The following is a 26,993-nucleotide window of genomic DNA, read 5'->3' as shown; positions in this document are numbered from 1 at the left end:
CGCGTGGCCTCAAGCGGCAGACGTCCGCTTCGAGACTGAAGCGAGGGGCGGCGTGTGCCGCAGGTCAGGCGGTGTCTTGAAGTCCCGGGCCGCACCGCGGGACGCCTGGACACCGCGCGGAAAGCCGCTGCGGTCCCGGTACGATCGCTTCCGGCCCGCCCCGCGGCTGTGCCGCATCGTGGTGGCCTGGGCGTCGATCAGGTCGACCGCCGTGATGCCGAGCAGCAGCGCCAATGCCACGACGGCGTTGTCGCGCTTCGGGTTGTCCGCCCGCAGCGCCGTCATCACGGTCGCGATGTCGAGACCGTCGCCGGCGACCCGGCTCCAGAGCCCGAGCTTCTTGTCGATCGACAGCGAGAGGATGCCGCTGCCGATCTCACGGGCCCCGTAGGCACGCACCAAGGCCTCCTTGCCCTCCATGCCGAGGGCCTGCGTGATGCGCCTCGGCGCCAGGAGTTCGGTGAGGCCCAGGCCGAGGCTGAACCACCCGAGCCCCTTGGCAAGGCTGTCCGGTATGCCGCGCGAACTCGGCCCGGTGCGAATGACCTTCGGATCGCCCTCGGATCGCGTGATGTTCGAGAGGCTCGCGATGCTCGACATGCTCCCTCCGCACTGTGTCAGGGTTTGAGAACGACTTTGATGCAGCTGTCCTGCTTGTCCCGGAACGTCCGGTACATCTCCGCCCCCTTGTCGAGCGGGACCTCGTGCGTGATGACGAAGGAGGGGTCGATCTGCTCCTCCTCGATCCGGCGCAGGAGATCGCCGGTCCAGCGCTGGACGTGGGTCTGCCCCATACGGAACGTCAGGCCTTTGTTCATCGCCGCGCCCATTGGGATCTTGTCGGCCAGCCCGCCGTAGACCCCCGGGATCGAGATCAGGCCTCCGGGGCGGCAGACATGGATCATCTCGCGCAGCACGTGCGGCCGGTCGCTCTCGGCCATGAAGATCTGCTTGGCCCGGTCGTAGACCGTATCCGGCATGGTGGGGCTGACGTGGCTCTCCATGCCGATGCAGTCGATGCACTTCTCGGGACCCTCGCCACCGGTCAGCTCGTTCAGCCGCTCGACGACGTTCTCGTCGTCGAAATTGATCGTGATGGCGCCCCCCGCCTCGGCCATCTCCAATCGTTCCGGCAGGTGATCGATAGCGATGACCTGCTCGGCGCCCAGGAGGACGGCGGAGCGGATCGTCATCTGGCCGACCGGGCCGCACCCCCAGATCGCCACGGTATCGGTGGGCTGGATGTCAGCCTGGACGGCCGCCTGCCAACCGGTCGGGAAGATGTCCGAGAGGAAGAGCAGCTTCTCGTCTGGGATACCCTTCGGCACCTTCTGGACGGTCGCATCGGCGAACGGCACGCGCAGGTACTCGGCTTGGCCGCCCGGGTAGCCGCCGGTGAGGTGGGAATACCCGAATAGGCCCGCGGTCGTGTGGCCGAAGACCTTGTCGGCGAGGTGTTTCTTGCGGTTGCTTTTCTGGCAGACGGAGAAGTAGCCGCGCTTGCACTGGTCGCACTCACCGCAGACGATGGTGAACGGCACCACGACCCGGTCGCCCTTCTTCAGCGTGCCGTTGAGCCCGCGCCCGGTCTCGACGACTTCGCCCATGGCCTCGTGGCCCATGATGTCGCCGGGCAGCATGGCGGGGATGAAGTTGTGGAACAGGTGCAGGTCCGAGCCGCAGATCGCGCAGCTCGTGACCTTGACGATGACATCACGCCCGTCCTCGATCTCCGGATCGGTGACGGTATCGCAGCGGATATCTTCCTTCCCGTGCCAGACCAGGGCTCGCATGCCGTTCTCCCGCCGGTTGGTTGCAGAGGTTCATTGCAGTTCAGAAGGGTCTGGTTGATCTGCGGACTCTGCGGAGATGATGGCTCCGATTTAGATCAGTATGCTTCACGGCCAGAAATTTAGCCTGTCGAACGCGATATCAGTGTATCTGTATTTCTAACTGGATCGACGTCTTAGGGTTTCCTCGGGGCCGCGATTTTCCGTCAGGGAATGAACACGGAGCGAACGCAGCCGTCATTCTTGTGCTTGAACATGGCGTAGCCCCGCGGCGCATCCTCCAGCGAGAAACGGTGCGTCGCCAGGAACGACGGATTCAGCTCACCCTTCTGGGCATGGTCGAGCAGGCGGCCCATGTAGGCCTGGCCGTGTTGCTGCGCCGTGCGCACGGTCAGGCCCTTGTTCATGATCGCGCCGATCGGGAATTTGTCCATCACGCCGTAGACGCCCAGGATCGATAGGGTGCCTCCCTTACGGCATGCCATGATCGCCTCGCGCAGCGCCTGGCCGCGATCGGTGTGCATGTACGCGAGCTGCTTGGCGCGGTCGTAGGCGTATTGCAGCCCGGTCCCGTGCGCCTCCATGCCGACCGCGTCGATGCAGGCGTCGGGGCCCCGACCGCCCGTCATCTCCCTGAGGACTTCGAGGACGCTGTCGACCTCCTCGTAGTTGATGGTCTCCGAGCCGACATGCGCGCGGGCCATCTGCAGGCGCTCCGGCAGGCGATCGATCCCGATCACCCGCTCGGCCCCCATTAGGAAGGCGCTCTTCTGGGCCATCAGGCCGACGCCGCCGCAACCCCACACGGCCACCACGTCGCCGCGCCGGATGTTGCAGAAATCCGCCCCCATGTAGCCGGTCGGCGCGGCGTCCGACAGAAACAGCACCTGCTCGTCCGGCAGGCCGTCCGGCGCCTTGAAGCAATCGTTGTCGGCGAACGGGACCCGCACATACTGGGCGTGCGCGCCGGCATAGCCGCCGAACGCGTGGGTGTAGCCGTAGATGCCTGCGGTCGGATACCCGAAGAGGGGTTCCTGCAGTTCGGGCTTGGGATGGGTGTTGTCGCAGAGCGAATGAAGCTTGTTCTTGCAGTACCAGCACTGGCCGCAGGTGATGAAGGACGGCACGACGACCCGGTCGCCCGCCTTGACCTTCTTCACTTCGGGCCCGACCTCCTCGACCACGCCCATGAACTCGTGGCCGATCACGTCGCCAGCCTTCATGGTCGGGATGTAGCCGTCGATGAAGTGCAGGTCGGAGCCACAGGTGGTCGACATGGTCACCCGCAGGATGCAGTCGTGCGGGTTGACGATCTCGGGATCCTTGACCGTTTCGACACGGAGGTCGTTGACGCCATTCCAGATGAGCGCACGCATAAAGAGCCTCCTCGTCAGCGCGGGTCGGGCCGAGCCGCCGGCTGGCGCTCGGTGGTGGGGATCTCTCCGGTCTGAACGAGAGCCTTGAAGTAGTGCAGCGACTTGCTCGCGAGGGCCGCCGGCACCGTATCGTTCAGCATCCGGGTCGCGACCCGGCCGAGCATGCCGCCGGGCGGATCGAGGCTGGCGCGCAGGACGACCACCGTGCCCCGGTTGCCCGCAGCGGAGCGGAAGCGGACGGACGCCTCCCGGATCAGGGCTCCCTCGTCCAGGGCCTCCCAGCGCATGAACGCGCCGGGCTCGTCGTCGGCCAAGCGCATGTCCCAGGAGCCGAGATCGTGGCCGGCGCTCCAGCGTGTCCGCCCGTCACCCGTGGGCTGGACATCCGCGAACGGCGCCATGATCCGCCGCAAGGTCTCCGGATCGCGCCAGCGACGATAGAGTTCGTCCTTAGGAATACCCTCGATCGTGATCGAGCGCTCGACCTCCGGCTCATGTCCCGCGGCCGACCGTCGGTTCGGCCCTCTTCCGGTTCGGCTACCCGTTGCGCTCATCTGAGCGCCGATCAGACCGATGGCGGCCACGCCGGCGGCGGCCAGGGCAAGCCCGACGAGGCTGGAACTTGGACGGATATCGGGGGCATCCTGCCGGTGCTGCCGGTGGTGGTCCGGCCGGGACCGTACGTCTGCCGTTGTTTGCGTGAGACCCGGTCTATCGCGGCGATCGCGCGCGAGAATTTCACCGTCGTGTCCCGCCATGGCACACCTCAGAAGCGTCGAGGGCCATCCGAGCCTACCTGTGCGTGCGAGGGCCTCACACGATGGAGCGGCTCGGTGCTCTCAAGGGCTGCGAAATGTTGTGCTCGAGCTTTACTTTCGGAGAGCTGCCGGCACTCCGCCTTAGGAGATCCGATTGCGCTCGGTTTCTAACGTCGTTCACGCATCCAAAACAATAACATGCGTGAGACTTTTGACATTCGTTCGAATGGGTGGCCGCTCCAATGCTTCCTGCCTCAGATGCGATCGGGTCCGGTTGCCGACGAACACGGGTTGAACCCGATCGGGCGTCGCCTGCACGAGGGTCAGAACGCGGTGGTGCATCGCCCGGTGGCGGCGCTTGCAGGCGTTCAGTTGGGGCGCGACTTCCGCCGAGGCCGCCATCTGCGATCACGGCTCATGCATCCGTCCCGGACGGAGGGTCTCCTGAGGCGGGCGACGCGTGATGCCCCGCTGGCGGCACCCGCGATGCCTGGACGACGCGTTCTACGAGCCGCCTTCGCCCGGCTCGACCACGATCGGCCTCATCGGAGGCGGCATTCCGTCCCCCATCGATCCCCGTGCGGTCCCAGACGCCACTCTTGACGTCGTCATCGAACACCGATTGCAATTGGATCGGTGTCGATACACGTTGTAATTGCGGGAATGGTACTGCCTCTTTAAGTCGTGCCGCCCGCCGGGATACGTTTGTCGTCGACAATCGATTTTCGAGACAGCCGCAGGTAGCAGGTGCCGAAGCTAAAGACCTCCGATGACCGAATCTGTGCGACGGCGCTTCAGTACGCGCTGGATACCTTAGAGATTGCCGGGCCCTGGGATTGGGATATTGGTTCGGACGTGGTTCGTTCCAACACGTTTGTCGCGTTGCTGTTCGGCGTCGACCCTGACGAGGCCGCTGCCGGACTTCCGTTGTCCGCTTACATTCGCGGCATGCATCGAGACGACCAGGAACACGTCCACACCCTGATTCGCCGCAGCGTCGACGAGGATGTGCCTTTCGTCGCCGAATACCGGGTGCATTCGGCCGATGGCGTCACACGCTGGGTGCTCGACCGAGGGTACATCATGCGCGACTCGTTGGGACGCCCTGCGCGCGGACGCGGGATCATCGTCGACCTGACGCGCTCGCGCACGGGCAAGTTCACCGCCACAGTAGAAGATCCTGCACCTGTCGTGTCACCTCTGGAGCAGGCGGCAGACCACGCGGTGGCCGCGCAGCGCATCATCGCCGAACTCCAAGACCCCGACCTGAAGGCACGCGCAGACGCCCTGCTATTCGAAGTGGGGCGGCGGCTGGCTCAGCACGAAGTTCGAGCGCGACGCAGGTGCATGAACTAAACGCGCGCTGCACATCGGCCTACAAGCCAATCGTGTTGATCCGTAAGCGCTCTGAATTTTTATCTTAGGGCGCTTTAATTTAGGGCTTGCATGCGCCGCCTTTAATTGAATGGCGTGGCGACGCTGTGGTGACATTGAATGTCCGCTGCGGAGGAGCGCTCCAGTCTGTTACAATGACCGGGAAGGGCGCACTGCTGCCCGACCGGTTTTGAAGCCCTTCGACCCTGAAGCCGAGGGGCCGAAGCCTCAAATTTCAGTCACTTCCGCAAGCGTGAACGCATCCTCGACATCGACGCCGAGGTATCTGACGGTGCTCTCGATTTTTGTGTGGCCCAGTAGGATCTGCACGGCGCGCAGGTTGCCGGTCCGCTTGTAAATCAACGATGCCTTCGTTCGCCGCAGGGAATGGGTTCCGTAGTCCTCGCACCGCAGCCCGATGCCCGTCACCCACTCATCGACCAAACGCGCATACTGCCCGGTGCTGATGTGCGCGACGCAATCGATCCTGCTCGGGAAGGCATAGTCATCGAGCGCCCCACCCCGAACTTCCAGCCAAACCAGGATGCTGCTGCGGGCTGGCTCAAGAAGCTCGAACTGTACCGGCCGGCCGGTTTTGTGCTGAGTGACGATCGCTCGTGTGCGGACGCGACCACCGCTGACGAGATCGCCGATTTTAAGCTTGACGATGTCGCAGCCTCGCAGCTTGCTATCGATGGCTAGGTCGAACATCGCGCGGTCACGCACGCGCCGTTCGCGATCAAGCCAGAACCGGATGGCCCAGACCTGCTGAGGTTTGAGGGCACGTTTGGCGCCGAGCTTGCGGCCGGCGTTCCAGGACTGCCGACCTTTCGTGGCCGGATCGTATGCAGAGTGTCCCATCGTCGATCTCCTCGCCGGCCTATGCCGACGAGACGAGAAGACACCCGAATCAAGACCGCTGCGGTGAACGCGGGCAGATGCAAATGTTTCGCATCCGAATAAAATGTACCTGAGCATCTTGGGATTGTCTCGAAGCATCTCATCCGACTATTATACGTCATGTCGGGCCGGAATTGATCTGCGGTCACCCAGGAGGGTCACTCATTAGGACGGGAACCGTCGGCTACCGCTCGCCGCCGACGACCGCCCGCACCGGCGCGCCGGCGAGATCGACCGTCGATCCCAGGGTGTTGCGGAAGCCGGAGCCGACATTCGACAGGTGCTCGCCGTAGGTCTCGCGAGTTTGGGGATCGACCAGGGCGACGGGGGCGGCCACCGCGAGGGCGGCACCGGTGGCGACCGTGGACGCGGCGCCGGCAGCCGTGCTTACCAGCCTGTCGCCGATGCCGATCTGTCCGTCCGAGATCGGTTGCCCGTCCGCAAGACGCTTTCCCAGGAGGGCGACCACGTCGCCGCTGGCAAACTTGCCGTGGTTGAGGGCGTCGCTCGATTTGACTGAGGTCAGGTTCAGGACGGCGACGTTCTCGCGCTCGAGCTCTGACTTGTAGGGCTCGGCGTTCGGATCGATGGCGCCGAGGCGGACGCTGTCGCCCCAGACCAGCCTGGAGACGGCGAGCGCCTGGTCGTCGCCGGACACCATCAGGGTCAGCCGCGGGCGGTCCTTGCCCATGTCGTGGAAGGCGGCGCGGGCGAGGTCCATGTCGACGTCCGGGGCAGCCAGGATGACGTTCCGGATCTTCGGGGCGATCCGCCGATCGCGGATGGCCATCTGGCGCAGGCTCTCCAGGGTCAGCCAGTTGCCCATGGAGTGCGCCAGGATCGTCACCTCGCCGACGTTCGGGTCCCTGGTCAGGTCGCGCAGCAGCGTCTCCAGGCCGTTGCGCGAGAAGTTCGTACTCTCCCGGTCGTAGCCGTAGGCGAGGACGGAGCCCCGGGACGGCCACGTGAACAGCACGGGCGCGACCTCGGCGCCGGAGTCGTGCACGATCTGAGCGAACCGGAAGACGGCGTCCTCGAACTTATTGTTGAAGCCGTGGACGAACACGAGGACGTGGCGCTTGGCCGATCGGCGGACGGTCCGGCCGATCCAGGTCGGGACCTTCGCGCGCTCGATCGGATCGGCGCGCAGCGCGACGAAGTCGGTGGCGGGGTTGCCGGGGATCGATTTCGGCCACTGGACCGAGCCCGGCTGGCGGGCGGCGTCGGGCGGGATCGAGACCACGAGGTCGGTGTAGGTCACGGCGTCGCCGCGCTCGCCGGAGAACAGGATGCCCTTGTCGGTCGCCGACTTGCGGGTCGTGGCGACGAGCATGTCGACCCGGGACGTGCCCGGCACCTGCTCGGCGCCGACGACCGGCAGGAGAACGCCGGCGGGACGGCCCGCGCAGCCCGCCAGGAGGGCGAGCGCCGTCATGCCGACAATGCCGCCGACCGTCCCACGCCCGAACCCAGACAATCCGAACACCCGCATGCACCCCTGAACCGCCTGCAGCCTGGCCGTCCGAGTGGTTCGCGGATCGTGAAGGCATGAACAAGGTGCGGTACGATTGCGGCGCCCGGCAGTCCGGCGCCGCAGATGCGGGGCGGCTGTGGCGAAGGGGACACGCAGCGTTTGGGGCCCGCGCGATGCGGTCGGGTCGAGCCTCCGAGGCAAGGACCACGAGAACGGTCGTCAACCTCGAACATCCGGGCCGACCCCGCCGCCGAGCCTTCCGGTCGAAGGTAGGCCGAACCCCGCCATGAAAGCGCGGTCGGCGAGTCAAAGCCCGGGAGCGTCGGCGACGATGAGGGCCGCGGCCGACGTCAGTTTGCGGGGACCTTCTCCTTGTCCTTGCCCGGGTTCGACGTGTTGACGAGCTCGGGCGACTTCTGCGCGCGGAGCGTCTCCCGCTGGGCGGCAGTATCGATCCGCTTCGAGCGCGTGAACGGCTCCAGCGTCACCGCGGCCTTGGTCTGCAGCGCCTGGACGATCCCCTCCAGCACGCGCACGTCCGCGTAGCCCTCCTCGCCGTCCGGCTCCGGCTCCTTGTCGTTCAGGATGCAGTCGGAGAAGTACTTGAGCTCGCCGCCGAAGTGGTCGGTGTTCTTGAAGCTCTCGTGGGACTTCGTCTCGCCGATGGTGACGACGTGCTCAATCGGCTTGCCGTACATGTAGCCGGGGTTCACCTCGACGCTGCCCTTGGTGCCGACCACCGCGTAGGTGTCGAGCGTGTTGCCCCAGTAGGAGAGCACGAACTGGGCGAGACGATCGCCCGGGAAGCGCAGGGTCACGGCGACCGTGTCGTCGAAGTCGCCCAGACCCGCCTCCGGATGGCGCACGCCGACCGCCGAGACCACCTCGATCGGCTCGTCGCCGAACACGTACCGGGCCGCGTTCACCGGATAGGGACCCATGTCGAAGATCGGGCCGGCTTCGACGCCGTTCTTGGCCCGGTGGTTCTCCGGCGAGACCATCTGCGTGAAGGTCGAGGAGAACGTGAGGAGCTCGCCGAGCTTGCCCGACCGGATCAGGTCGACGGTCGCCAGGGTGCCGGGCTCGAAATGAAGTCGATAAGCCACCATCAGCTTGGCGGAGGAGGTCTTGGCCGCGTCGAGGATCTCCCGGCACTTCGCGGTCGAGATCTCGAGAGGCTTCTCCACCAGGACGTGGATGCCGGCCTTCAGGGCGGGGACGGCGAACTCGGTATGGCGCCAGTTCGGGGTCGCGAGATAGATCGCATCGATCTTGCCGGACGCGAGGAGCTCGTCGAACCGCTCGTAGGAACAGGTGTTGGAGACCCCGTACTTCTCACCGACCAGACGGGCCTTCTCGGAATCGCCCGTGACGAACGCCACCACCTCCGAGTTGCCGGTGTGTTCGACGCCCGGCAGCATCGCCTCCTGGGTGATGTCCCCGAGGGCGACAAAGGCGTAGCGGATCTTCTTGCCCGAGATCAGGCCGAGTGCGGATGCGATGCTCATGGGGCTCTCCGTTCGATGTGGGTCGGGATGGAGCTTCGAGAGGGCGATGGAGGAACATGGGCCGTCGACAGCCGCTGCCTCTCCATCGCCGAAACGGGCGGCGTCGTTCCCGGCCGGTGGCAGGCGGGCCTCGGGCATGAGGTCGCCCTGCGGAAAGGAACGAAGCGTCGTGCGCCGGGTCGGCGCATCACGCTTCAACTGTGCGGTGCAGCAATTGTTCAGGAGCCGATCGAAGCAAGGCGGGTCGACCCCGTCGCGGGCGGGAGGAGCGAATCGTATGATCTCGATCGACGCCATCGCCCCCTCTTCGGAGACCCGGCCCTGAAGACGGAACTGAGCGCGCTCGAAGCTCGGCGCATCGCACTCGCCGCCCAGGGCTTCGTCGCGATTTCCCGAGGCGGCGCCGTTGGCGCGGCGCGGATCCGGGCGGCGATCGGCCGGCTTGGCCTGCTGCAGATCGACAGCGTGAACGTCCTGGCGCGCGCCCACTACCTGCCGCTGTTTTCGCGCCTGGGGCCGTACGATCGCGACCTGCTCGACGCGGTCTCCGTCGCCCGGCCGAAGCGCTTCTTCGAGTACTGGGGGCACGAGGCATCCCTTCTGCCCGTCGACCTCCAGCCCCTGCTGCGCTGGCGCATGGCCCGCGCACTCCGCGGCCAGGGCGTGTGGCAGCGGCTCGAGCCCTTCGCGGGTGAGAAGCGAGCCGAGGCCGACGCTCTCCTCGCTCGGATCGAGAGGGAGGGGCCGCTGGCCGCCTCGGACGTCGCCGGCGGCAGGGCCACGAAGGGCATGTGGGAGTGGAGCGACGCCAAGCACGCGCTCGAATGGCTGTTCTGGTCGGGACAGGTGGCCTCGACGCATCGTCGGAGCAGCTTCGAGCGCGACTACGACTTTCCGGAGCGGGTGCTGCCCCGTGCCGTTCTCGAAATTCCGACGCCGACCGGCGTCGATGCCCGAAGGGCGCTCCTCGCGCGTTCCGCGAAGGCGCTCGGTATCGCGACGGCGCACGATCTGCGCGACTACTACCAGATCCCGCCGGCGGACGCGGTCCCGGCCATCGAGCAGCTGATCAAGGATGGTACGCTCGTCCCCGTGCATGTCCGCGGCTGGCGGCATCAGGCCTATCTGCACCGCGATGCGAAGCCCGGGCGCAGGCTCGGCGCTTCCGCGCTACTCTCGCCCTTCGATCCACTCGTCTGGCACCGCCCGCGGACGGAGAGGCTGTTCGGCTTCCGGTACCGCCTCGAGATTTACACCCCCGCCCACAAGCGCGAGCACGGCTACTACGTGCTACCCTTCCTGATGGACGGTGCGCTCGTCGCCCGCGTGGACCTGAAGGCGGACCGGAAGGTCGGGGCCCTCGTCGTCCAGCGTGCCCACGTCGAGCCGGGTGCGCCGGCCGATACCGCGGAGCGGCTGCTAGGGGAGCTTCGGCTGACGGCTTCGTGGCTCGGCCTGCCCAGCCTCGTCGTCTCGCCGGTCGCCGCTCACCCCGGCCTGGAGGATGTCCGGGACATCGAAGCCCATTCATCAGCTGCCGGATCGCCGGTTTCCACGATCCGATCAGACCTCATCGCTTCGGCATAATCGTTTCGAGGATCATCTCCGAAGGGTGCGCGGCCCAATCAAGACGTCTTTGAGGTCTGTGGTAGTTCCAGAACGTGCTCGTATATTAATCGCCGGGGTGAGGCAGCCGTTGCGCGGAATGTCCGCTATGGAGAAGCGGCCAAAGTTCTCTGAATGACCCATATGGGCGTAAAGCGGCCGGCCGGAGTTGGCCGAAAGCGGCCCGTCCGGTTTTCGGCAATGCACGGCTTGAAGCAGAAATGCACGCCTGACCGAAAGTTCAGTAAGCGTTCGAAAGCCCGACTGTCCGTTGCCGGTCTCATGGGCCCGCTCGCCCGAAGACGTTCTGCCGCGATCAGGCGAGGACGGGTGCTTTGCTGGGTGCGTTGCCCACCAGCCGGCGCAGCATATCTGCAGAGCGGCTCAGCACACGGGAGAGCGGCGAGCGCCATAAGCCGTATCCGTCGTCGCACAGCGGATCGTTTACAACAGGGCTGCCATTGCTCCCGACAAGAACATTGCCGATATTTGGGTCAAGCCCCTGCGGCGACACGGCCCGCAGGTTGGCGACAAAGGCTTCATATTCGGGCCACGAGGCTCTGAACGCCTCGCGGATGCCGTCGAAGCTCGAATGATCGACACGAGGTTCGTGCGCCGGCCATTCGGCTCTGAACCGGTCGCGCACGCCCTCATCCATAGTGATGCCCGGATGATCTGCGATGACGGCGTGGGCGTAAGCCAACCACCAGACGTCGCGTGCAGGATTGGTCAGTCGTGTTCCCACGGTCATCAGCGCGCCACAGCGGCTGACATGCATGTCATGGATCCGCGGCGCATGCGGTCCATCCGATCCTGCGAAACCTTCGCGGAGCAGGGTCACATAATCGCCGAAACCGTCGGCCTTGCGGGCAAAGCGTACGACGACGTCAGGGTGGTCCGGATGGGCGTGGACAGTACCATGGTATCCGAAACCAATTTCGGACCAGCCCATGGCGAGGAGCATGTCATACGCCCTCGTGGCCGACCGTTCCTTGATGCCGAGGGCAACGAGCGAGGGGCTGAACGTTTTCTTCTGGGGCCTAAAACCAAACATCGCACCCACTCCCCCCGCCAGTCGAATATCCGATGCGACACGCGCTCAGCAGCCGCACAAGTGCGGTGTCGAGGATGGACCGGACGGGTAGGTCCGGCGAAGGTCGAAGTGACCCTGTCGATGTCGGGGGCAGCGTGACGCGGATGTCACTCCACTGTCATGGAATGACCCGAGCCTCCAGAAACTTCAATCCATACAGGAGCATAAATTTACATGCGTGGGGTGTGAATTTTCTCCAATCCACGGGTCCTGCGGAGGTCTTCCATCTCGGCCAGCAGGCTCCGAGCTAGAACCCCATCGGCTTCGCTCAAGCCGAACTCCGCCATAGGTCGGACGTGCCGAGCCGCGTGAACGGGACCGACCTCGACGTCGTCGAGGACGAGGTAATCTGTAATGCGGTTACGGGTTGCGTGCTCGTTGATCTCGTTGCCGCGCCCAGCCTGTTCGGCGGGGAGCATGGCGCCGGTCTTGGCATCTCGGCTTGTTGGCAGAATGGCGGTCCGCCAGTCGGAGTGAAAGCAGGTCTCGGGAAGCCCGGCTTCGATCAGGGCCGGACGGCAATCCTCGACGCGCCAAGTTGATGACACGACCACCCTAGCGTCGAACTCTCTTACGAGACTGGCGACGAGTGCGACCTGGGCCGGGTTGAGCCTATCCTTGCCGACACGCCGTTGATAGCCGACGGTCGTCACAACGCCGTCCACGTCGAGATAGACCGTCGGTGGTTCCTCCTGGCTACCGTCGTTCAAGGGATCAACCTCGTCTAGTGCAATAGTTCTGCATTCGCCGCGGATGCCTACAAGGTGACGCTGCCACCGTCCAGCACGCCGATGAAGAGCACCATTGGCATAGGCGGTGTAGCTATGCTTCGAAGCCCGGTACGATGGCTGAGGCTGGCCGATAGCAGCACGTCCGCTTTAAGCGTCTGAATCTAAGGAACCGGACCTTCCATGTGTCTGAGTCCAAAGACTCGGCGCGGTGTGTGCCAAATACTGATAGCCACCTTCTTGAAGATATCTTAAATTCTTAAACTTGAAACACGCTAGGCTTTGACGCAAATTCTTGTCTGAAGCAATCTAACATGTTCCAAAACAAGCTATCAATATTTTGCGGCCGGCAATTTGATATTCAATTTCTGCGGGATGTTATAAATTTGGAGCGTTGATTGTGTTTTAGCGCCCAACGCTTTTCTGGAATGCGTAATAAAAACATCGGATGGCCTGTTTCGGCGGGGCCGCCGCAGAAGTCGATCCCACCATATCAGCGGGGTGATCCCGTCAACATACTGGTCGTTTGCACGACGATGACGACAAGTATTGATAATGCCGCGACCACTACCGCATAGGTTACGGTCTTGGTGAACTTGGTCATGGTTGCATCTCCCTCAGCCGCGCTTCCCGTTCTGCACGGCATCGATGGCGTCCTCGCTCGGCAGCACGAAGACTTGGCCGGGATAGATCAGGTCCGGGTCGCGGATCTGATCCAGGTTCGCGTCGTAGATCGCCGTGTAACGGTCGCCTTCGCCATACGTCCGCCGGCTGATCGCCCAAAGGCTGTCGCCGCGCTCGATCCGGGCTGTCCTCACCTCCGGGACGAAGACGATGGCGGCCTCAGGCACGGATCCGAGTGGATCGCGCGCGGGCCCCGAGGATGTCAGCTCCTGGGGTGGGCCGGGGATGGCATTTCGCGGCCCGTCCGCGGCACCCGCGCCCTGGCTCTGGCTCAACGCCGTCGCCGGCGAGGGAGGTGTCGGATGCTGCGCGTTCGATGCCATCGTCCCGCCGTCCTCCTTGTCGGCGGCCGTCGCGGATGGTGCCACGCGCGAACCGTTCGTACCGGCGCTCCGAGCGACCTCCGGAACGGAGAAAGGCACCTCCGCGCGGCTGCGGACCTTGCCCGACGCAGTATCGACCTGATCGAGACGGACCTTGTAGGCTCCCGGCTTGACGCCTCTGCCGATGGTGAAGGTCACGGTGCCGTCGCGGCCGACCCTGGCGGGGGCGATCAGGGTGTCGTTGAGGTAGAAGCGCACGGTCGCTCCGGCCCCGGCCTGACCGCTGACGTAAAGCCGTCCGCCTTCCTGCACATCGACGCTGACGATCTTGATCGCGGCATCCCCCGATCCTTCCGCGACCGCCTTCCCCGACGGCGGAGACACTGGTGTATCCGAGGAGGCGGGCTTGGCCCCGTCGGACGAGGCTTGCCCCGTGCCCCCCGAACCGGCATCGCCGCCGTCCCCCGTTCGGCTGGATCGGGAGGCATCCTTGGCGACGGCGGCGGTCGAAGCGCCAGCGGCCGAAGGGGCCTCGCGGGAGCCCAGGACGTGTGGGGACGCTGTGCCCGTCATCGTCCGTGGTGGGGACTTGGCGTCGGGAACCGCGCGGGTCGCCGCCTGCGACGAGCCTGGCTGCGACAGCACCACGGTCGGCTTGTCGGGCGATGTCAGGGCCACCAGCGGCTTGGCATCGTGCGACGGGGAAACCGCCACCGCGACGCTGTCCCGCGATTGGCGAACGAAGCCTCTTCCATCGGTCACCCGGAGACCAATTTCGCTGTTGCCGGCCGGGAGCGCCGGGGGGACGACGGCAAACCAACCGTTCGCATCGGCGACCACCTTCGCCGTGGCCTTGCCATCGACCAGCAGTTCTATGGTGGTGTTCGTTGGCGCCTGTCCGGCTACGACGAGTTCCCCGTTGGGCTCGACGCGCACGGTGTCGAAGGTTGGCTCGCCCTGACCCGACGTTCCGGGATCCGTCGCGAAGCCCTGGCCAACGGAACCAACCGGAGCGACCGCATCCGAAGTGTTTCCTCGGCCGATGCCGACATCCGTCGGCGAGAGGGCCGCCACCGGTCGCGGGCCCTCGCCGAGCGACGCCTGAAGCCGCGACACGATCCGCCTGAGGGCGCCGTCGCCATCGCTCACGGCCAGGACCAGCCCGATCCCGAGGACGAGGGCAAGGAGAGCGATCGCCGCTCCGCGACGTCGTACCGGCGGCATCGCCGGCTTCGTAGAAGCCGGAATGGGCGTCGTCGCGCTCGCTCGGGGCACGCCACGCCGACGGAACAGGGCGGCGAGCAGCCCCACGACGACCAAAACGAGGGCGGGGAATACCCGAAGGAAGGCGCGGCTCAGGCGGGTCAGCATACCGTTCTCGTTTTCCTATGCCGCTGCGCCGCCTGTCCCGTTTTTCCGGGCATCGGGCCTTCGTTCGGTCGGAGCGGGTGCCCGGGCACCAGGTTCAGGCGCGAGGAAAACAGGCCTCGGCAACGCCGAAGCGCCCGTTTTCCTCGTCCCGTCGGTCAGTCGTCGGCCTCACCCGACGCCCCGCTCCGGGAGTGCTCGTAGGCGGCGATAGCCTGCGAACAGCCCTTCGACAGGTTCTGGCGATTGCGCTTGAAGCAGGCCTTCACCTCGGGGCCGCCCGGCTTCATGCCGGCGCACAGGCGCAGGTAGTCGCCCCCACAACTGGCTCGCATTGCCTCCATCTCAGGTCCGACCTGCGCCGCGGAGGGCCTGGAAACGACGACGGGGCCCGCGAGGGCGAGTGCCGTCAAGGCAAGGATACGGATGTTCATGATGCGATCTTTACGTGCGATGGCCCCGGGATGGTCGATCCACGCGGGTGGTTGCCCGCGTGGATCGCCGTCGTCTCAGCGAGCCGGCTGGCTCGGCACCGCGGCCGGCGGGGTGGCGAGCTGCTGGCGGGTTTCTGCGAGCTTCGCCTGGGCGGCGGACAAGTCCTGCCGAGCCGCGGCCAGCCGCTCGTCGAGGGCTGCCGCCTCTTTGTTGCGGGTGGCCAGCGTCTCGCTCAGCGTGGCCAGCTCGGCCTGAGCGTCTGTCTGGCGCTCGCGCAGGGCGTCGAGGGCCGCCGTGTCGGCATCGCGGTCGGCGGAGAGCTTCTGTAGCGCCTGCTCTGCCTGGCCTCGCTCGGACACGACGCGGTCGCGCTGCGCCTGGGCCTCGGCGAGTTCCTTGCGGACGTTCGCCAGGGCGTCGCGGGCCTGCTGGGCATCGCGGTTCGCCTGCTCGACCTCGGCGGCGAGCTTGTCCTTGTTGGCGGTCAGGGCTGCGACGGCCTGCTCGGTGTCCGTGCGCTGCTTGGTGGCTTGTTCGGTCGCGGTCCGGGCATCGGCCAGTTCCTTCTGGGCGGCGGCGGCGGCCTCGCGGGCGTTCTGCTGGCGCTCCTCGGCCTTGGCGAGGTCGGCCGTCTTGGCCGTGGCCTCCTGGGTCATGGTCGCGAGATCGGCGCGCAGCTTGGCCTCCTGCACCCGGGCTTCCTCGAGGCGGCGTCCGACCTCGGCGAGATCTTGGGTCCGGTCGACGGCGGCCTTCTCGGCGGTGGCGATGGCCTCGCGCAACGGGGACAGCTTCCCCTCGGCTTGCGTGATCTGGGATTGTAGATCGGTAAGCTTCTGCGTCTCGGCCTCGGCCGCCTTCTTCGCCTCGCTCGCCTTGGCTTCGGCCGCCTGCTGCTCCTGGTTCAGGGTCGCGGCGCGGGACTTCGCCGCCTCGGCCGCCTTGCTCGCCTGTTGGTCCTGCTGTTGGGCGGTGGCGATCTTGGCCTGCAACGCGCTCAAAGTGCCGGCGGTCGAGATCTGCCGGTCCAAGTCGGTCCGGAGCGCCGTCTGTTGGCCCTGCAGGTCCTCGATGCGATGGTCGCGGGCGCTACGCTGGCGCGAGCCGGCGATGGACGCGACGATGAGCCAGATCAGCAGGACGGTGGCCACGACCGCGAGGCTGAACGGCAAGGGTCTGCGCAGTTCGGAGCGATAGTCGATGGCCATGGGGTTCTCGCAAGGTCGGGGATAGGCGGTGGATCGAACCCCGGCGCGGCGTCGCCCGGCGTCTCGTACGGCCGGCGCCCTGAGGCACCGGCCGCGTCGTGGCCTCAAGCCGGGCGGCGGCCGTCGGTGGCGTAGCGGTCGATGGCCGAGGGCAGCTCGCGCGAGAGGCGCGACAGGAGTGCGCTGCGGCTCAGGCCGGTCTGCTGGGTGAGGTGGTCGAGGGTGTCTGGGCCGATGGCGCGTTCGAGGTCGGCCTCGGGGATGTCGCGGTTGACACCCTGGTTGACCCACGAGTTCGCCGTCTCGCCGTGGCCACCCTTGGTGAAGTGGTCGACGAGTTCGCTCAAGCCGCTGGCGATCAGACCGCCGACGCCTGCCGTGCCCAGACCACCAAACAGGTTGCCAAGATTGCCGATGCCACCCGTGGCGCTGGTGTGGGATGCGGTGTTCGGGATCGGCGGGACAGTGCCGTGGCCCGGGTTGAGCGAGGGGGACAATGGGGCGTCAGGGGCCCTCAGCAGCTCGGCGAGCTTGTCGCGGTTCTGGTAGCCGGCCACGGCCAACAGGCCCAGCAGCGCGGTCATCGAGGGATAGCCTTTGCTCATCGGTTTTCCTTGTCGGTTAAGAGGATCGAACGGAGGTCCGCCCGCGGGGACTCAGCCACCGTGCCGGCGACCGGGATCTGACCCGGCATGGGGCCAGGCTGGTTTGGGAGGGAGGGGCTAGAACTCGGTCGGCTTGATACCGGCCTTCTCCATCCGCTGTTCGGTCTCGCCTGCCAGCGCCCTGCAGACCTTGCCGCTCGGGCATCTGGAGAACCGGATCGAGGGCGCGCATCGAGCCGTAGAGGCCGGCGGCTATGGTCGGCCGCGAGCACCGCGCTGCCGCAGCCGCAGCCGCAGCCGCAGAAGACAAGGACGAAGGTGCCGATGAACTCGGCAAGGTACGGGCGCATGGATGGCGAGCTTTCGGATCGAGGTCGGGGATGTCCGCGGGGTGTCGGCAACACGAGACATCCACGGATCCGCGCGGGCGTCCGGGAGCTATGCCGTCATGGACCCGGGCCCGCCGCGCTGGCGGACCCGGTGGTTCGGGTGATCACGGGCAGGGGTGACGGTCGCCATCGTTGCCAAGATAGGTGCCGCTGGCGGCATCGTAGGAGCGGAAGCGACGGGCGCAGGCGGCGACCGCTTCCGGATCGGGTCCGCCCTGCACCACCACCGGGGCGGCCTGAGCCTGCGAATTCGCGATGGCGCCACCGATAATGGCGCCGGCCGCCAGTCCGGCGACGCCGGCGCCGACGGCTGCGCCGACCCCGGGTCCGCGACGGTAGCCGTAGCCCCGACCATAGCCGTAGCCCCGCCCGTAGCCGCGCCCGCCACGCCAGCCGTGACGATGACCGATCCGCCTGTACTGGACGTAGTGGGTCGGCAGATCACCGCGAACCAGCGCTTCGACGGGCGCGGCGGAGGGCGGTGCCGCATAGGCCGGCAGGCCGACCAAGGTGGCGGCGACGGTGGCGGCGAGGGCGAGGGTCAGCTTCATCGTGGATGGTATCCTGGAGGGGGTTCGACAGCGACGGGAAGGTCAGTAGCCCCGACGATTCGTCGGCGCGGAGGACCAACGACCGAGCCGGCGGCTGACGTAGGCGATGACCTTCGGGAGCACGAAGGCGGTGATCAGCTTGCGGATCATGGGACGGGCTCCAGGATTGCGGGTTCAGCGCCGGCGACGGGACAGCCAACCGACCGCGAAGGCGACGGCGGCGAGGCCGAGCAGGGTGGAGGTGCGGTTGTCGTCGGCGTAGCGCACGGCCTGCCGGCCATAGGTGGTGCCGCGCTTACGGGCGTGGCGGGCGAGATCACGGCCGTCCGAGATGAGGTTGCCGGCCCGGTCGCGCGCGTCGTCGACGAGATGACGCCCGTCTTCGATCAGGTCACCGGCGCGTTCCCGAACCTCATGCGCGATGTCACGTCCATCCTCGATGAGGTCCTCAGCCCGGTCGCGTGCGCGGCCGTAGGCATACTGCGCGCCGCCGGCGACTTGGTTCACGGCACCGCGCACCTGACGGGCCGGATCACCGGTGATGCCGCCGACGGCGGTCTGCGCGCGACCCTTGAGGTGTCGGGACGCGCCGCGGAACTGATCTCCGTTCATGGGATACTCCTGGATTCGGTGATGATCGAGGCGGCGGGACCTCGAGAGGAGTTCCCGCCGCCGTTTCGGTTCAGCGCTTGCCGGTGACCTTGTCGACGACCGAGGCGATGCCGTCCTTGGCCTCGCCGACGGTGCGCTGAGCCTCGCCCTTGAGCTCCTGGGCCTTGCCCTCGACGACCAGCTTATCGTTGCCCGTGACCTTGCCGGCGGCCTGCTTGACGTTCCCGGCAGCCTCGTTGGCGAGGCCCTTAAGCTTGTCCGTGGTGCTGCTCATGGGATGGCTCCTTCGATGTGAGAGGGGGGATATTCAGGCTCGGGCCGGTCGTTGAGACCGGCCGGGGTGGTCGATTCAGACGCGACGGGCGTCGTAGCTGGCGGCGAGGGTGTGGAGCTTCGGGGCGCCGAGGCGGCCGCCGAAGAAGCCCGCCAGGGCGCCGAGGATCAGCGCGAGCGCACCGTAGAACGCGCCCTGGGTGGCGGCCGACTTGGCGACGACGGCTGCGGCCTCAGCCTTCTGCTTGGCCGTGGCGACGGCCTCGGTGTACTGCTTCTCGTAGGTCTGGATCTGGGTCTTGGCCTGATCGACCGGGATGCCCTGGGCCTTGGCCAGCGCGTCCGCGGCGCGGTTCTCGGCCTGTGCCTTCTGCGACGCGTCACCCGTGAAGATGGCGCGGATCGCGGCGACGGCAGCCTCCTTGGCGGCCTGCGGATCCTGGCCGGCGGCTTGGTTGCGAACCGACTGCTCGATGCCGTCGAAGGGATTAGAGATCTTCGACAGCGAGGGGGCAGCAGCCTGGGCCGCCGTCTGCACTGTGCCGCCCACGAGGGAGCCGGCGCCGCCGAGCGTGCTGGTCACGCCCGAGAAGGCACCGCCGATGAGGCCACCGGCCGCCGAGGTCAGCAGGTAGAGCACCACCAGGGTCGTTACCGCCCAAGAGACCAGTCCGTGCAAGCCGGCAGCCCCGGTCACCGGCTTGCCCGACAGTCGTCCGGCGAGGAAACCGCCGGCCAGCGAGGCGACGATGCCGGAAGCTACGAACCAGATGCCAGCGCCCATGGACAGGGTCGACGCGGCCGGGTTGTCGGCGGCTGTGGTGCTAACGCTCGACAGGCCGACACCGACGCCGACCATGTTGAGGACGACCTGGGTCACCAGCGCAGTGACGGCACCGGCGAAGATTGCGCCCCAAGACACCTGGTTCAGCAGGACGGTGCGGGTGTCGGCCGAGGCCGCGAGCGCGGTCGAGGGAATGACGGGGGAAGTGGACACGTACAGGTACTCCGGGTCGTCGGTCGTCCGAGAAGTTCGGTCGTTCGAGAGGGTGGGCGGGGGGAACCATCAGGTTCGGCCGCGCAGTCCCCGCGCGGCCGAACCGATCCGTTGCGGCGCGAAGGGGTCAGTCGCGGCCGTGGATGAGCAGGCCGAGGCCGTAGCCGAGCAGGCCAGCGACGAGCAGCGCGGCGATGGGGTGCTCGGCGATCTGGCTGGTGGCCTCACGGCCGCCCTGGCGCAGCGAGCGGCTGCCGTTCTCGTAGGCGTCCCCGGCGCGGTCGTAGACATCGCGACCGGTATTGCGGACGTAGCGTTCGCCGCGCTCGTAGGTGTCGCTCGCAGCACCCTGAGCGCGACGCGCGCGGTCCTCGACGTCGTCGGACCCGATCAGGCTGCCGACCGTGTCGCGGACCCTGCCGCCGAGGTCGCGTGCCGTGTCGGCTACCGTCTCCGCGGCGTCGCGCACGGTGTCCTTGGCCTGGCCGTACAGGTTCTCGGCGGCACCCTGAGCCTCGCGGGCGCGGCCCTCTACCGAGTCCCGCTTCGAACCGGTGAGGTCGCCCACCGTGCCCTGCACCTTGCCACCGAGCTCCTTGGCAGCGCCTGTGATCCGATCCGTATCAACCATAAGATGTGTCCTTTTCCAGTTCGAAGAGTGTTCGTCGGCTGCGACGCTTGACCGAGGCTAGGGCTTAGGGGTGGCCTCCGGTTTCACGGCGGACTTCGGTAATTTCTGCTGGGACTTGCCCTCAGCCTCGACTTTGGGGGCGCCGACCAACTTTCCAATGGCTTCCGCGATCGAGCCTCTGATCTTTTCTGAGCTGTCCGTCGTCTTCTGGGCGTTCACGGTGCTCTCCAAAGCCTGGACGATTGACGCAACCGTCAGGTGGCCCGCCGATCCCGCCGAACAATGATGCAGATGTACCAGTTGGCAGGTTTTTATTTGCCAGGGCCGGAGGCCGGAAAACCGTTGTCGCGGCCCCAGACGATCGCTTCGGAGCGCTTGTGGACGCCGAGTTTCCGGTAGAGCGACGCGGAGTGGTTCCGCACCGTGTTCCTGGAAAGGTGGAGCCGCCCGGCAATGGCGTCGTCTCCGAGCCCCTGGCAGATCAGGTCCAGGATCTGTCGTTCGCGCACCGTGACGTTCGGGACAATGCCGTCTTGGTGGTCGGCTCCGGGCCGGCGCAGGTTGGCGAGCTTCTCGATCAGCCCGCGGCTGAACCACGAGGTGTCGGCCATCACCGCTTCGATGGCCTCGAACAGCTCGCGCTCGCTGCGCTTGCGCTCGGTGATGTCCTGCAGGACCATGAGGGCGAAGGTCTCGGTGCCGATCTCCACGCGCTCGGCCGAGACCAGGCAATCGAAGTTGGTGCCGTCCTCGTGCCTGAGGCAGACCTCCAGGCCGAGGACGTAACCGGTGCGCGCCACCGCCGTCTCGAACTTGATCCGGGCGGCATCGTGGACCCAGAGGCCGAGATCCGCTGGCGAGCGCCCGGAAACCTTGTCCGTTCCGTAGCCGAATACCCGGGTGAAGGCCTCGTTGGTGCTCGTGACAGCGAAACCGTCAGCGCGCGCCAGCAAGGTGGGCACGGGCGTCAGGCGGAACGCCTTGGCGAACCGTTCCTCGCTCTGGCGCAATGCCGTCTCCGCCTTCCGGCGCAGGTCCAGGTCGGCGAAGGTGAACAGCATGCATGGTTCGTCGCCCAACTCCATCGGCTGGCCGGCGACGATGACGTAGCGGGTGCCGCCGTCCGGCAGGTCGAGGCATGCCTCCATCTGCGGGATCGTGGCACCCTGGTTAAGCCGGTTGATCGCCAGGTCCCGGCTCCGGGCGCCGGCCAGCACGTCGACCTCGTAGACGCTGCGCCCGATCACGGCGTCGCGGGTGTATCCGGTCATCTCCAGGAAGCCGAGGTTCACCTTGACGTGGCGCAGGTCCGAGAGCCGGCAGATCACCGCCGGGGCCGGGTTGGCGTTGAAGGTGGCCTCGAAGCGCTCCTCGGCCTCGAACTGGTCCGAGACGTCCTTCAGGATGAGCGCGAGACAGCTCGGATTGCCCTCATGGTCGGTCGCGACGAGGCTGCGCAGGGAATGGACGAAGTCGACGTCGGGCCGGTCGGTCCGCTTCACGTCGACGATGACGTCGTGGAAGCGCTCGCCGGAGACGACGCGCTCCATCGGATACTGGTTCGGGGTGTGGTTGTTGCGGTAGCGAAGCGCGAAACGCTCGCGGTAGGCGTCAACCGTCCCGCCAAGTTCGTCGATAGTCTCAGCGCCATGCATCGCGAGGGCAGCCTCGTTGGCGTAGGCAATGGACTGGTCGGGCTCGACCAGGATCACCCCTTCGGTGAGGCCGGCGATGATCTGCCGAAGCTCATGCCTGTCGACGCCAACCGTCACCTTCGACCACCCTCCCAATGCCTGAATCAAGCCAAGCCGTAACAGGCCACCGCACAGGAGGGTTCCAGTGCAGACTAGCGATCGATTGGTATATTTGGATCATTGACGTGAACGTGATCGATCAGTCAGAACCGTTTTTGTGATCTCCACCGTATAGGGGCGGATACAACCAGTCGTTGCCTGCATGAAGATCGAGTCCCCTGCATGTACTTAAGAACGATCTCTGACGAACCTTCGCCGATCGAGGGATTGCCCCGTCACGTCCAGGATGCAATCGGACGGCAACTGAATGAGCTCATCCCTGAAATAGATGCGGTCGAAGACGATACGCGGCTCGGCCAGGTTTTGCTTCGCCTCCGTGCCGCCTTACTCGACGCCGAGGCGGAACGACAGGTCACAAAATCGTTTGGCGACGAACTCATCGCCCTCGTGCCGCGCCTGCGCCGCTTCGCCCTGGTGCGGACGGCCGCCGCCGCCCAAGCGGACGACTTGGTCCAGGCGACTCTGCTCAAGGCCTGGGAACACCGGTTCCGGTTCGAGGACGGCACGAACCTCATCGCTTGGCTGTTCACGATCCTCCGCAACACGCATCTGAACCAAAGCCAGCGCATGCGGCGCGAGATCGAGGACGTTGACGGGGCCATCGCGGGTACGCTGTCATCGGCACCCGACCAAGAGCATCGGATCGCCCTCTCCGAGTTGCAGGGCGCGCTGGAGACCCTTCCCGAGGACCAACGCGAGACCTTGCTGCTGGTGACGGTGGACGGGCTCCGGCACGAGGAGGCGGCTGCCATCCTCGGCTGCCAGGTCGGCACAGTGAAAAGCCGGGTGAGCCGGGCGCGGGAGCGGTTCGCTACGGCCTTGGGTCTGTCTTGACTGCGCCGACACCCGATGCCGAGGAGGTCGGCCTACCGTTCGATCCCTCCCCCCTCGCCGCACAGGTCCGGGCTGCCCTGAACAGCTACCTGCGGGAACGCGCATCCGACCAGCGCCTGGCCTTCTGGAAGGCTGTCGCCCTCGGCTACGGCGGGGACTTCGAGGAACTCGCCGGATGCCCGGTCCGGGCACCCACCGAGTTCTAAGTCCTGGGCGGGTGCTGCAGGGGCAGGACACTCGGGCGTCGCCATCACGTTCGATTATACCAAATCGTTGCCCTTAAAAATGATGCATCTGCATCATTGAGCGCCGGCATGACGGATATATCTTTCCGCTATCGACGGACTCCCCGAGGCGAGCGGCGAGACGGCTTCGACGGTGTGCCGGGGCCATAAGAATTTCCCCGATCAGGTCCGGCATGGCCGCAGGGCCGGGCGTCGTGCCGCTCCGGGCGCGCGTCTGGCCCGTAGGCGATCCATCACGAATGGCCCTGGAGGATCTCACGAATGGCCAATCCCGGTATGCCTGACCCCAATCCCGGAGGTGACATCTCTCCGGAGACGCCGTCGCGACCGGTTCCGGACGAGCGGCCGCTCGGGCCGGACGAGCCCTCCGTGCCCTATAAGGATACGCCCATTGTGGAGCGGGTCGAACCTGGGATCGACTCCGATCCTCTTCCGGGTGTGCCGACCGACCCGGGCCAACGCGCCTGAGCATATCCTTGGAGGCATACGAGGCGCTTGCCATCCAGGAAGCCGTCGAGTCCGGCATGGCACGTTCCGAACTCATGGCGACCCTCGGGGGTCTGCGCTTGACGGAACTCATCCCGCCCCATGCCGGCGAGCCGATAGCGGACTTCGTGGCCCGGGCCACGGGCGAACTCATGGTCCGCTATCTGTCCCTGGACGACGACGACATCGTGCCGCCCCTGACGGGCCGGTCCTGAAGAGGAGCCCATGTCACCCCACTGGAAGATCTCCGCGCTGGCTTTGACCATTGCGTGCGTCGCCCCAGCTCCAGTCGCTGCTCAGACCAAATTCGATGGGCGATGGTCGGTCTCCGCGACCGTCGATGGCGGCAGCTGCACTGGGCCGTACCGATATCCTATCGTCGTTCGTAACGGCGCCGTCGATGACCCGGGCGGCAGCATGACCAACGCCTCCGGACGGGTCGCGGACGACGGCCGCATCGTCGGTTCGATCAAGAGCGGGCTGGCCAGCATCGCCGTCAAGGGACGACTCCGAGCATCCGCCGGATCAGGGCGCTGGAACCTCGCCGGTCCTGTTTCCTGCAGCGGTCGCTGGACGGCAAGCAAGTTCGGCTGACGTGGCAGGCACCTCGCCATTGACATTGCGAAACAAGATGAGCGTCTCCCGACATAATAGGAAACAAAAATCTCAGAATAATATCGCAACCGCAAATTAGATATGCTTGTTTAGCATCTATCACAATAGAGGAGATGCCAATGCGGATGAAAATCGCTGGGGCGGCCGTTCTCGCTCTTGGTACGATTGCTGCGACCGCCGGGGCTGCCGAGGCACGGGACGGCTGCGGCATCGGAGGGCACCGCGGATTCTACGGATATTACCGCCCGAACATAGTGTACCGCCCAGTCGTCTATCGTCCGGTCTTCTACGGCTACCGCCGGGTTGGCTGGTACGGCCGGCGCTGGCACCGATGGGGTGGGTATCGCCATGTAGGCCTCCATCGTCCCTGGGGATGGCACGGCGGCTACAGGCATGTCGGCTGGCACGGCGGCGGCTGGCATCAGCGCTGGTGACTTGTGACGAGGCGCCCGGTTCGATCCGGGCGCCGTCCTGCGCTGAGAATCCGGATCCCCCCTTGCAGGCGTCGGTCCCCCGCCTTCTCCAGGGTTGGCACAGCGAGGCCCTCGTGAAGTTCGTTCGCGAGGAATGGACTGCGCGCCGGCGCATCGCACCCGCAATGCTTCCAGCCGAACTCAGGGTGTACAGTCCCGACGTGTGATGGTGCATCATGGACGCTGATGCGTCAGGCGGAGGTTGTACTCTGGCAGGAATTCTTCGTGGCAGGAATTTTTCACGGTAGCGCCCGAACGACGCCGCGTGCCTCATCCTGAGCCGGCCTAAGGACGAGCCGAACTCCAAAGGTCGAAGGAAAGTAGCCGCGCCCTTGTCGTGGCGTATGACCTGACCCCGAAGACGGTCGCCAAATGGCGCGGGCGCGGGGTGACGACCGACGCTCCGATTGGGCGGAAGATGCCCAAGAGTGCCGTGCTGACGTCAGCCCAGGAAGCCATCGTGGTCGAGTTCCGGGGTCGGACGCTGCTGCCGCTCGCCGATGTCCTGGGCTGTCTGCGCGACACGATCCCGAACTTGAGCCGCTCGGCCCTGCAACGGCACGGCATCTGCCGTCTTCCGGCAGCCGAGACGGCGCAGGCACGCAAACGCTTCAAGACCTACGAGATCGGCTACGCGCATATCGATAGGTGCGAGTCGCGCCACGCGGACGGCAAACTGATCCTGTTCCTGGCGATCGACCGGGTTTGCGGCCACCGATACCGTCGGGCAATGGGCCTACCTGAACGGGGTCGAGATCGACTTCTCCCGACCGGGCAGGCCGACCGACAACGCCTACATCGAGTCGTTCAACGGCCGCCTCCGAGTGGAGTGCCTGAACGCCTCGTGGTTCCTGTCACTGGCCGATGCCCGCGAGCGCATCGAGGAATGGAGGTGCCACTACAACGAAGATCGACCCCACACGGCCCTGGGCGGCTTGACGCTCTGAGCCTTCGCCAACCAAGCTGTCACAGCCCAAGAACTTGCTTAGACCGTGGACCACAAACGGGGTCAACTCCAACAGCCCGAGAATTTGCATAGGCCGTGGACCACAAACGGGGTCAACTCCATGTCTGGGCGCCGGTCTTCGGCTCGCCTTCCTGGTAGCCCCATGCGCCCGTTCCGCCCTGCCGCTGGGCGGCGCCCTGCGTGCTGCCACGGTCATGGCCTCGCCGATTTCGACGGCCTTGGCGACGAGGTGGATTATGGATGGCACGGCGGAGGCTATCGTGCAGTTCGTTCGCGCTGAATTGGCTGCACGCCAGCGTATCGCAACCGCACTGCTACTGGCTGGGACCTACACCGCCGATCCGCATGCGTTCCACCTCTGGATCACGCTGCCGGCGGGCTGGACGCGCTCGGCCTTCGCCAGCCAAGGCCGGTCGGCAGGGCTCGGCGTGATCGGCAGCGATCCGTTTTGCGTCGCGGGACCGCCACCGGAAGCGGTGCGTCTCTGTCTCGGCGGCCCCTCGACTCGGCAGCAGATTACGCACGGACTGGAGGTGCTCGCCCACGCCCTCAAAGGCTCGCCGGTTCTTGCGTCAGCCTACATCTGAATTGCCCCAGGCAGGCAAGGGTCGGAGCGCTCAGACGGTCCCCTCAATATACGCATGGCAGCCGCACCCTTCGCCCGTAGGATGATAGGGAAACGCGACGCCGCCGATGGTCGTTCGGTCCGACTTTTTAGGTGGCTGGTAGTGTCGAGGACCGCGGTCTGCCGAAGCACCCAACGCGAAAGGCTAACAGCCCCGTGCTAAGGTCTGCTTAGGGGATATACCATTTGGTGGCCGAATGTCCGGAATGGGCGCATTGCGGAACGTCCGGTTTCGGAGGGCGGGTTGCGACT

General features: G+C 66.1%; 26 protein-coding genes and 3 pseudogenes. 9 read left to right on the top strand and 20 right to left on the bottom strand.

The window, feature by feature from the left end; all coding sequences use genetic code 11:
* Positions 1-9: 9 nt before the first annotated feature.
* From FVA80_RS21505 to FVA80_RS21490, 4 genes are all read right to left on the bottom strand, one after another.
* A complete protein-coding gene (locus FVA80_RS21505; protein WP_147908377.1) occupies positions 10-600 on the bottom strand; it encodes a hypothetical protein in 591 nt (196 codons plus the stop codon).
* Positions 601-617: 17 nt separating this feature from the next.
* Positions 618-1,793 carry a zinc-dependent alcohol dehydrogenase gene (locus tag FVA80_RS21500; protein ID WP_147908378.1) on the bottom strand — a complete coding sequence of 392 codons (1,176 nt, stop codon included), beginning with the start codon at positions 1,791-1,793 and terminating at the stop codon, positions 618-620.
* 203 nt (positions 1,794-1,996) lie between these two features.
* Entirely contained in the window at positions 1,997-3,166 is a 1,170-nt protein-coding gene (locus FVA80_RS21495; protein ID WP_147908379.1) for a zinc-dependent alcohol dehydrogenase, read from the bottom strand.
* Between the two features lie 14 nt (positions 3,167-3,180).
* Positions 3,181-3,720 (bottom strand): SRPBCC family protein, encoded by a 540-nt coding sequence (locus tag FVA80_RS21490; protein WP_246692068.1) that lies wholly within the window; start codon positions 3,718-3,720, stop codon positions 3,181-3,183.
* A gap of 951 nt (positions 3,721-4,671) precedes the next feature.
* On the opposite strand from FVA80_RS21490, the gene FVA80_RS21485 reads away from it, so the two are divergent.
* Complete coding sequence (locus FVA80_RS21485; RefSeq protein ID WP_147908381.1) at positions 4,672-5,280, top strand: PAS domain-containing protein; 609 nt, start codon at positions 4,672-4,674, stop codon at positions 5,278-5,280.
* A 246-nt stretch (positions 5,281-5,526) separates the two neighbouring features.
* Here the strand turns inward: FVA80_RS21485 and FVA80_RS21480 are convergent, their stop codons facing one another.
* From FVA80_RS21480 to FVA80_RS21470, 3 genes are all read right to left on the bottom strand, one after another.
* On the bottom strand, positions 5,527-6,159 hold the full coding sequence (locus tag FVA80_RS21480) for a tyrosine-type recombinase/integrase (protein WP_147908382.1): 633 nt from the start codon (positions 6,157-6,159) through the stop codon (positions 5,527-5,529).
* 223 nt (positions 6,160-6,382) lie between these two features.
* Positions 6,383-7,684 carry an alpha/beta hydrolase gene (locus tag FVA80_RS21475; RefSeq protein ID WP_246692067.1) on the bottom strand — a complete coding sequence of 434 codons (1,302 nt, stop codon included), beginning with the start codon at positions 7,682-7,684 and terminating at the stop codon, positions 6,383-6,385.
* A 338-nt stretch (positions 7,685-8,022) separates the two neighbouring features.
* Complete coding sequence (locus FVA80_RS21470) at positions 8,023-9,180, bottom strand: Gfo/Idh/MocA family oxidoreductase (protein ID WP_147908384.1); 1,158 nt, start codon at positions 9,178-9,180, stop codon at positions 8,023-8,025.
* Between the two features lie 15 nt (positions 9,181-9,195).
* Between FVA80_RS21470 and FVA80_RS21465 the strand changes: the two genes are divergently transcribed.
* Positions 9,196-10,767, top strand: a complete 1,572-nt coding sequence (locus FVA80_RS21465; RefSeq protein WP_147908385.1) for a crosslink repair DNA glycosylase YcaQ family protein — start codon at positions 9,196-9,198, stop codon at positions 10,765-10,767.
* A 334-nt stretch (positions 10,768-11,101) separates the two neighbouring features.
* On the opposite strand, the gene FVA80_RS21460 is transcribed toward FVA80_RS21465, so the two are convergent.
* From FVA80_RS21460 to FVA80_RS21400, 13 genes are all read right to left on the bottom strand, one after another.
* Positions 11,102-11,749, bottom strand: a complete 648-nt coding sequence (locus FVA80_RS21460) for a hypothetical protein (RefSeq protein ID WP_147908386.1) — start codon at positions 11,747-11,749, stop codon at positions 11,102-11,104.
* 299 nt (positions 11,750-12,048) lie between these two features.
* On the bottom strand, positions 12,049-12,588 hold the full coding sequence (locus tag FVA80_RS21455; RefSeq protein ID WP_147908387.1) for an HAD domain-containing protein: 540 nt from the start codon (positions 12,586-12,588) through the stop codon (positions 12,049-12,051).
* A 635-nt stretch (positions 12,589-13,223) separates the two neighbouring features.
* The gene (locus tag FVA80_RS21450) at positions 13,224-14,687 is read right to left on the bottom strand and encodes a LysM peptidoglycan-binding domain-containing protein (protein WP_246692066.1); all 1,464 of its coding nucleotides are present in this window, start codon (positions 14,685-14,687) and stop codon (positions 13,224-13,226) included.
* A 452-nt stretch (positions 14,688-15,139) separates the two neighbouring features.
* On the bottom strand, positions 15,140-15,415 hold the full coding sequence (locus tag FVA80_RS21445; protein ID WP_147908388.1) for a hypothetical protein: 276 nt from the start codon (positions 15,413-15,415) through the stop codon (positions 15,140-15,142).
* 75 nt (positions 15,416-15,490) lie between these two features.
* On the bottom strand, positions 15,491-16,624 hold the full coding sequence (locus FVA80_RS21440) for a chromosome partitioning protein ParA (protein ID WP_147908389.1): 1,134 nt from the start codon (positions 16,622-16,624) through the stop codon (positions 15,491-15,493).
* Positions 16,625-16,728: 104 nt separating this feature from the next.
* Positions 16,729-17,229 (bottom strand): YidB family protein, encoded by a 501-nt coding sequence (locus tag FVA80_RS21435; protein WP_147908390.1) that lies wholly within the window; start codon positions 17,227-17,229, stop codon positions 16,729-16,731.
* A 493-nt stretch (positions 17,230-17,722) separates the two neighbouring features.
* The gene (locus tag FVA80_RS21430) at positions 17,723-18,169 is read right to left on the bottom strand and encodes a BA14K family protein (RefSeq protein WP_147908391.1); all 447 of its coding nucleotides are present in this window, start codon (positions 18,167-18,169) and stop codon (positions 17,723-17,725) included.
* Positions 18,170-18,343: 174 nt separating this feature from the next.
* The gene (locus FVA80_RS21425) at positions 18,344-18,781 is read right to left on the bottom strand and encodes a CsbD family protein (RefSeq protein WP_147908392.1); all 438 of its coding nucleotides are present in this window, start codon (positions 18,779-18,781) and stop codon (positions 18,344-18,346) included.
* Between the two features lie 70 nt (positions 18,782-18,851).
* Complete coding sequence (locus tag FVA80_RS21420; protein WP_147908393.1) at positions 18,852-19,055, bottom strand: CsbD family protein; 204 nt, start codon at positions 19,053-19,055, stop codon at positions 18,852-18,854.
* A gap of 75 nt (positions 19,056-19,130) precedes the next feature.
* Positions 19,131-20,051: a PhnA-like protein gene (locus FVA80_RS21415; RefSeq protein ID WP_147908394.1), complete on the bottom strand. Its 921-nt coding sequence runs from the start codon at positions 20,049-20,051 to the stop codon at positions 19,131-19,133.
* Positions 20,052-20,178: 127 nt separating this feature from the next.
* Positions 20,179-20,682 carry a CsbD family protein gene (locus FVA80_RS21410; RefSeq protein WP_147910237.1) on the bottom strand — a complete coding sequence of 168 codons (504 nt, stop codon included), beginning with the start codon at positions 20,680-20,682 and terminating at the stop codon, positions 20,179-20,181.
* 57 nt (positions 20,683-20,739) lie between these two features.
* Positions 20,740-20,901 (bottom strand): CsbD family protein, encoded by a 162-nt coding sequence (locus tag FVA80_RS21405; protein ID WP_147910238.1) that lies wholly within the window; start codon positions 20,899-20,901, stop codon positions 20,740-20,742.
* A gap of 92 nt (positions 20,902-20,993) precedes the next feature.
* Positions 20,994-22,454, bottom strand: coding sequence for a helix-turn-helix transcriptional regulator (locus tag FVA80_RS21400; RefSeq protein ID WP_147910239.1), 1,461 nt, complete (start codon positions 22,452-22,454; stop codon positions 20,994-20,996).
* Positions 22,455-22,703: 249 nt separating this feature from the next.
* On the opposite strand from FVA80_RS21400, the gene FVA80_RS21395 reads away from it, so the two are divergent.
* The 7 genes and pseudogenes from FVA80_RS21395 to FVA80_RS21360 form a co-directional block, all read left to right on the top strand.
* On the top strand, positions 22,704-23,330 hold the full coding sequence (locus FVA80_RS21395) for a sigma-70 family RNA polymerase sigma factor (RefSeq protein WP_147910240.1): 627 nt from the start codon (positions 22,704-22,706) through the stop codon (positions 23,328-23,330).
* Positions 23,327-23,536 carry a hypothetical protein gene (locus FVA80_RS21390; RefSeq protein ID WP_147910241.1) on the top strand — a complete coding sequence of 70 codons (210 nt, stop codon included), beginning with the start codon at positions 23,327-23,329 and terminating at the stop codon, positions 23,534-23,536. Before FVA80_RS21395 ends, FVA80_RS21390 begins: the two co-directional genes overlap by 4 nt.
* A gap of 563 nt (positions 23,537-24,099) precedes the next feature.
* Positions 24,100-24,276 carry a hypothetical protein gene (locus FVA80_RS30660; protein WP_187193456.1) on the top strand — a complete coding sequence of 59 codons (177 nt, stop codon included), beginning with the start codon at positions 24,100-24,102 and terminating at the stop codon, positions 24,274-24,276.
* Between the two features lie 10 nt (positions 24,277-24,286).
* A complete protein-coding gene (locus FVA80_RS21380) occupies positions 24,287-24,655 on the top strand; it encodes a hypothetical protein (protein WP_147910243.1) in 369 nt (122 codons plus the stop codon).
* A 719-nt stretch (positions 24,656-25,374) separates the two neighbouring features.
* Positions 25,375-25,855: pseudogene (locus tag FVA80_RS21370) on the top strand (IS481 family transposase); the annotation flags it as partial.
* Positions 25,856-25,877: 22 nt separating this feature from the next.
* A pseudogene (locus FVA80_RS21365) lies at positions 25,878-26,096 on the top strand (transposase); the annotation flags it as partial.
* A 121-nt stretch (positions 26,097-26,217) separates the two neighbouring features.
* Positions 26,218-26,703 (top strand): annotated as a pseudogene (locus tag FVA80_RS21360) (PLP-dependent aminotransferase family protein); the annotation flags it as partial.
* Positions 26,704-26,993 lie beyond the last annotated feature (290 nt).

This window comes from Methylobacterium sp. WL1 (assembly GCF_008000895.1).
In the GTDB taxonomy this organism is placed as follows: domain Bacteria; phylum Pseudomonadota; class Alphaproteobacteria; order Rhizobiales; family Beijerinckiaceae; genus Methylobacterium.
This window is presented reverse-complemented; position numbering and strand designations above follow the sequence as displayed.

Excerpts from the sequence above, each read along its gene's own strand:
- FVA80_RS30660 (WP_187193456.1), top strand. The coding sequence starts at position 24,100 with ATGGCACGTTCCGAACTCATGGCGACCCTCGGGGGTCTGCGCTTGACG.
- FVA80_RS21380 (WP_147910243.1), top strand. The coding sequence starts at position 24,287 with ATGTCACCCCACTGGAAGATCTCCGCGCTGGCTTTGACCATTGCGTGC.
- FVA80_RS21500 (WP_147908378.1), bottom strand. The coding sequence starts at position 1,793 with ATGCGAGCCCTGGTCTGGCACGGGAAGGAAGATATCCGCTGCGATACC.
- FVA80_RS21505 (WP_147908377.1), bottom strand. The coding sequence starts at position 600 with ATGTCGAGCATCGCGAGCCTCTCGAACATCACGCGATCCGAGGGCGAT.
- FVA80_RS21435 (WP_147908390.1), bottom strand. The coding sequence starts at position 17,229 with ATGAGCAAAGGCTATCCCTCGATGACCGCGCTGCTGGGCCTGTTGGCC.
- FVA80_RS21425 (WP_147908392.1), bottom strand. The coding sequence starts at position 18,781 with ATGAACGGAGATCAGTTCCGCGGCGCGTCCCGACACCTCAAGGGTCGC.
- FVA80_RS21490 (WP_246692068.1), bottom strand. The coding sequence starts at position 3,720 with ATGAGCGCAACGGGTAGCCGAACCGGAAGAGGGCCGAACCGACGGTCG.
- FVA80_RS21445 (WP_147908388.1), bottom strand. The coding sequence starts at position 15,415 with ATGAACATCCGTATCCTTGCCTTGACGGCACTCGCCCTCGCGGGCCCC.
- FVA80_RS21440 (WP_147908389.1), bottom strand. The coding sequence starts at position 16,624 with ATGGCCATCGACTATCGCTCCGAACTGCGCAGACCCTTGCCGTTCAGC.
- FVA80_RS21460 (WP_147908386.1), bottom strand. The coding sequence starts at position 11,749 with ATGCTCCTCGCCATGGGCTGGTCCGAAATTGGTTTCGGATACCATGGT.
- FVA80_RS21480 (WP_147908382.1), bottom strand. The coding sequence starts at position 6,159 with ATGGGACACTCTGCATACGATCCGGCCACGAAAGGTCGGCAGTCCTGG.
- FVA80_RS21465 (WP_147908385.1), top strand. The coding sequence starts at position 9,196 with ATGTGGGTCGGGATGGAGCTTCGAGAGGGCGATGGAGGAACATGGGCC.
- FVA80_RS21495 (WP_147908379.1), bottom strand. The coding sequence starts at position 3,166 with ATGCGTGCGCTCATCTGGAATGGCGTCAACGACCTCCGTGTCGAAACG.
- FVA80_RS21470 (WP_147908384.1), bottom strand. The coding sequence starts at position 9,180 with ATGAGCATCGCATCCGCACTCGGCCTGATCTCGGGCAAGAAGATCCGC.
- FVA80_RS21420 (WP_147908393.1), bottom strand. The coding sequence starts at position 19,055 with ATGAGCAGCACCACGGACAAGCTTAAGGGCCTCGCCAACGAGGCTGCC.
- FVA80_RS21410 (WP_147910237.1), bottom strand. The coding sequence starts at position 20,682 with ATGGTTGATACGGATCGGATCACAGGCGCTGCCAAGGAGCTCGGTGGC.
- FVA80_RS21430 (WP_147908391.1), bottom strand. The coding sequence starts at position 18,169 with ATGAAGCTGACCCTCGCCCTCGCCGCCACCGTCGCCGCCACCTTGGTC.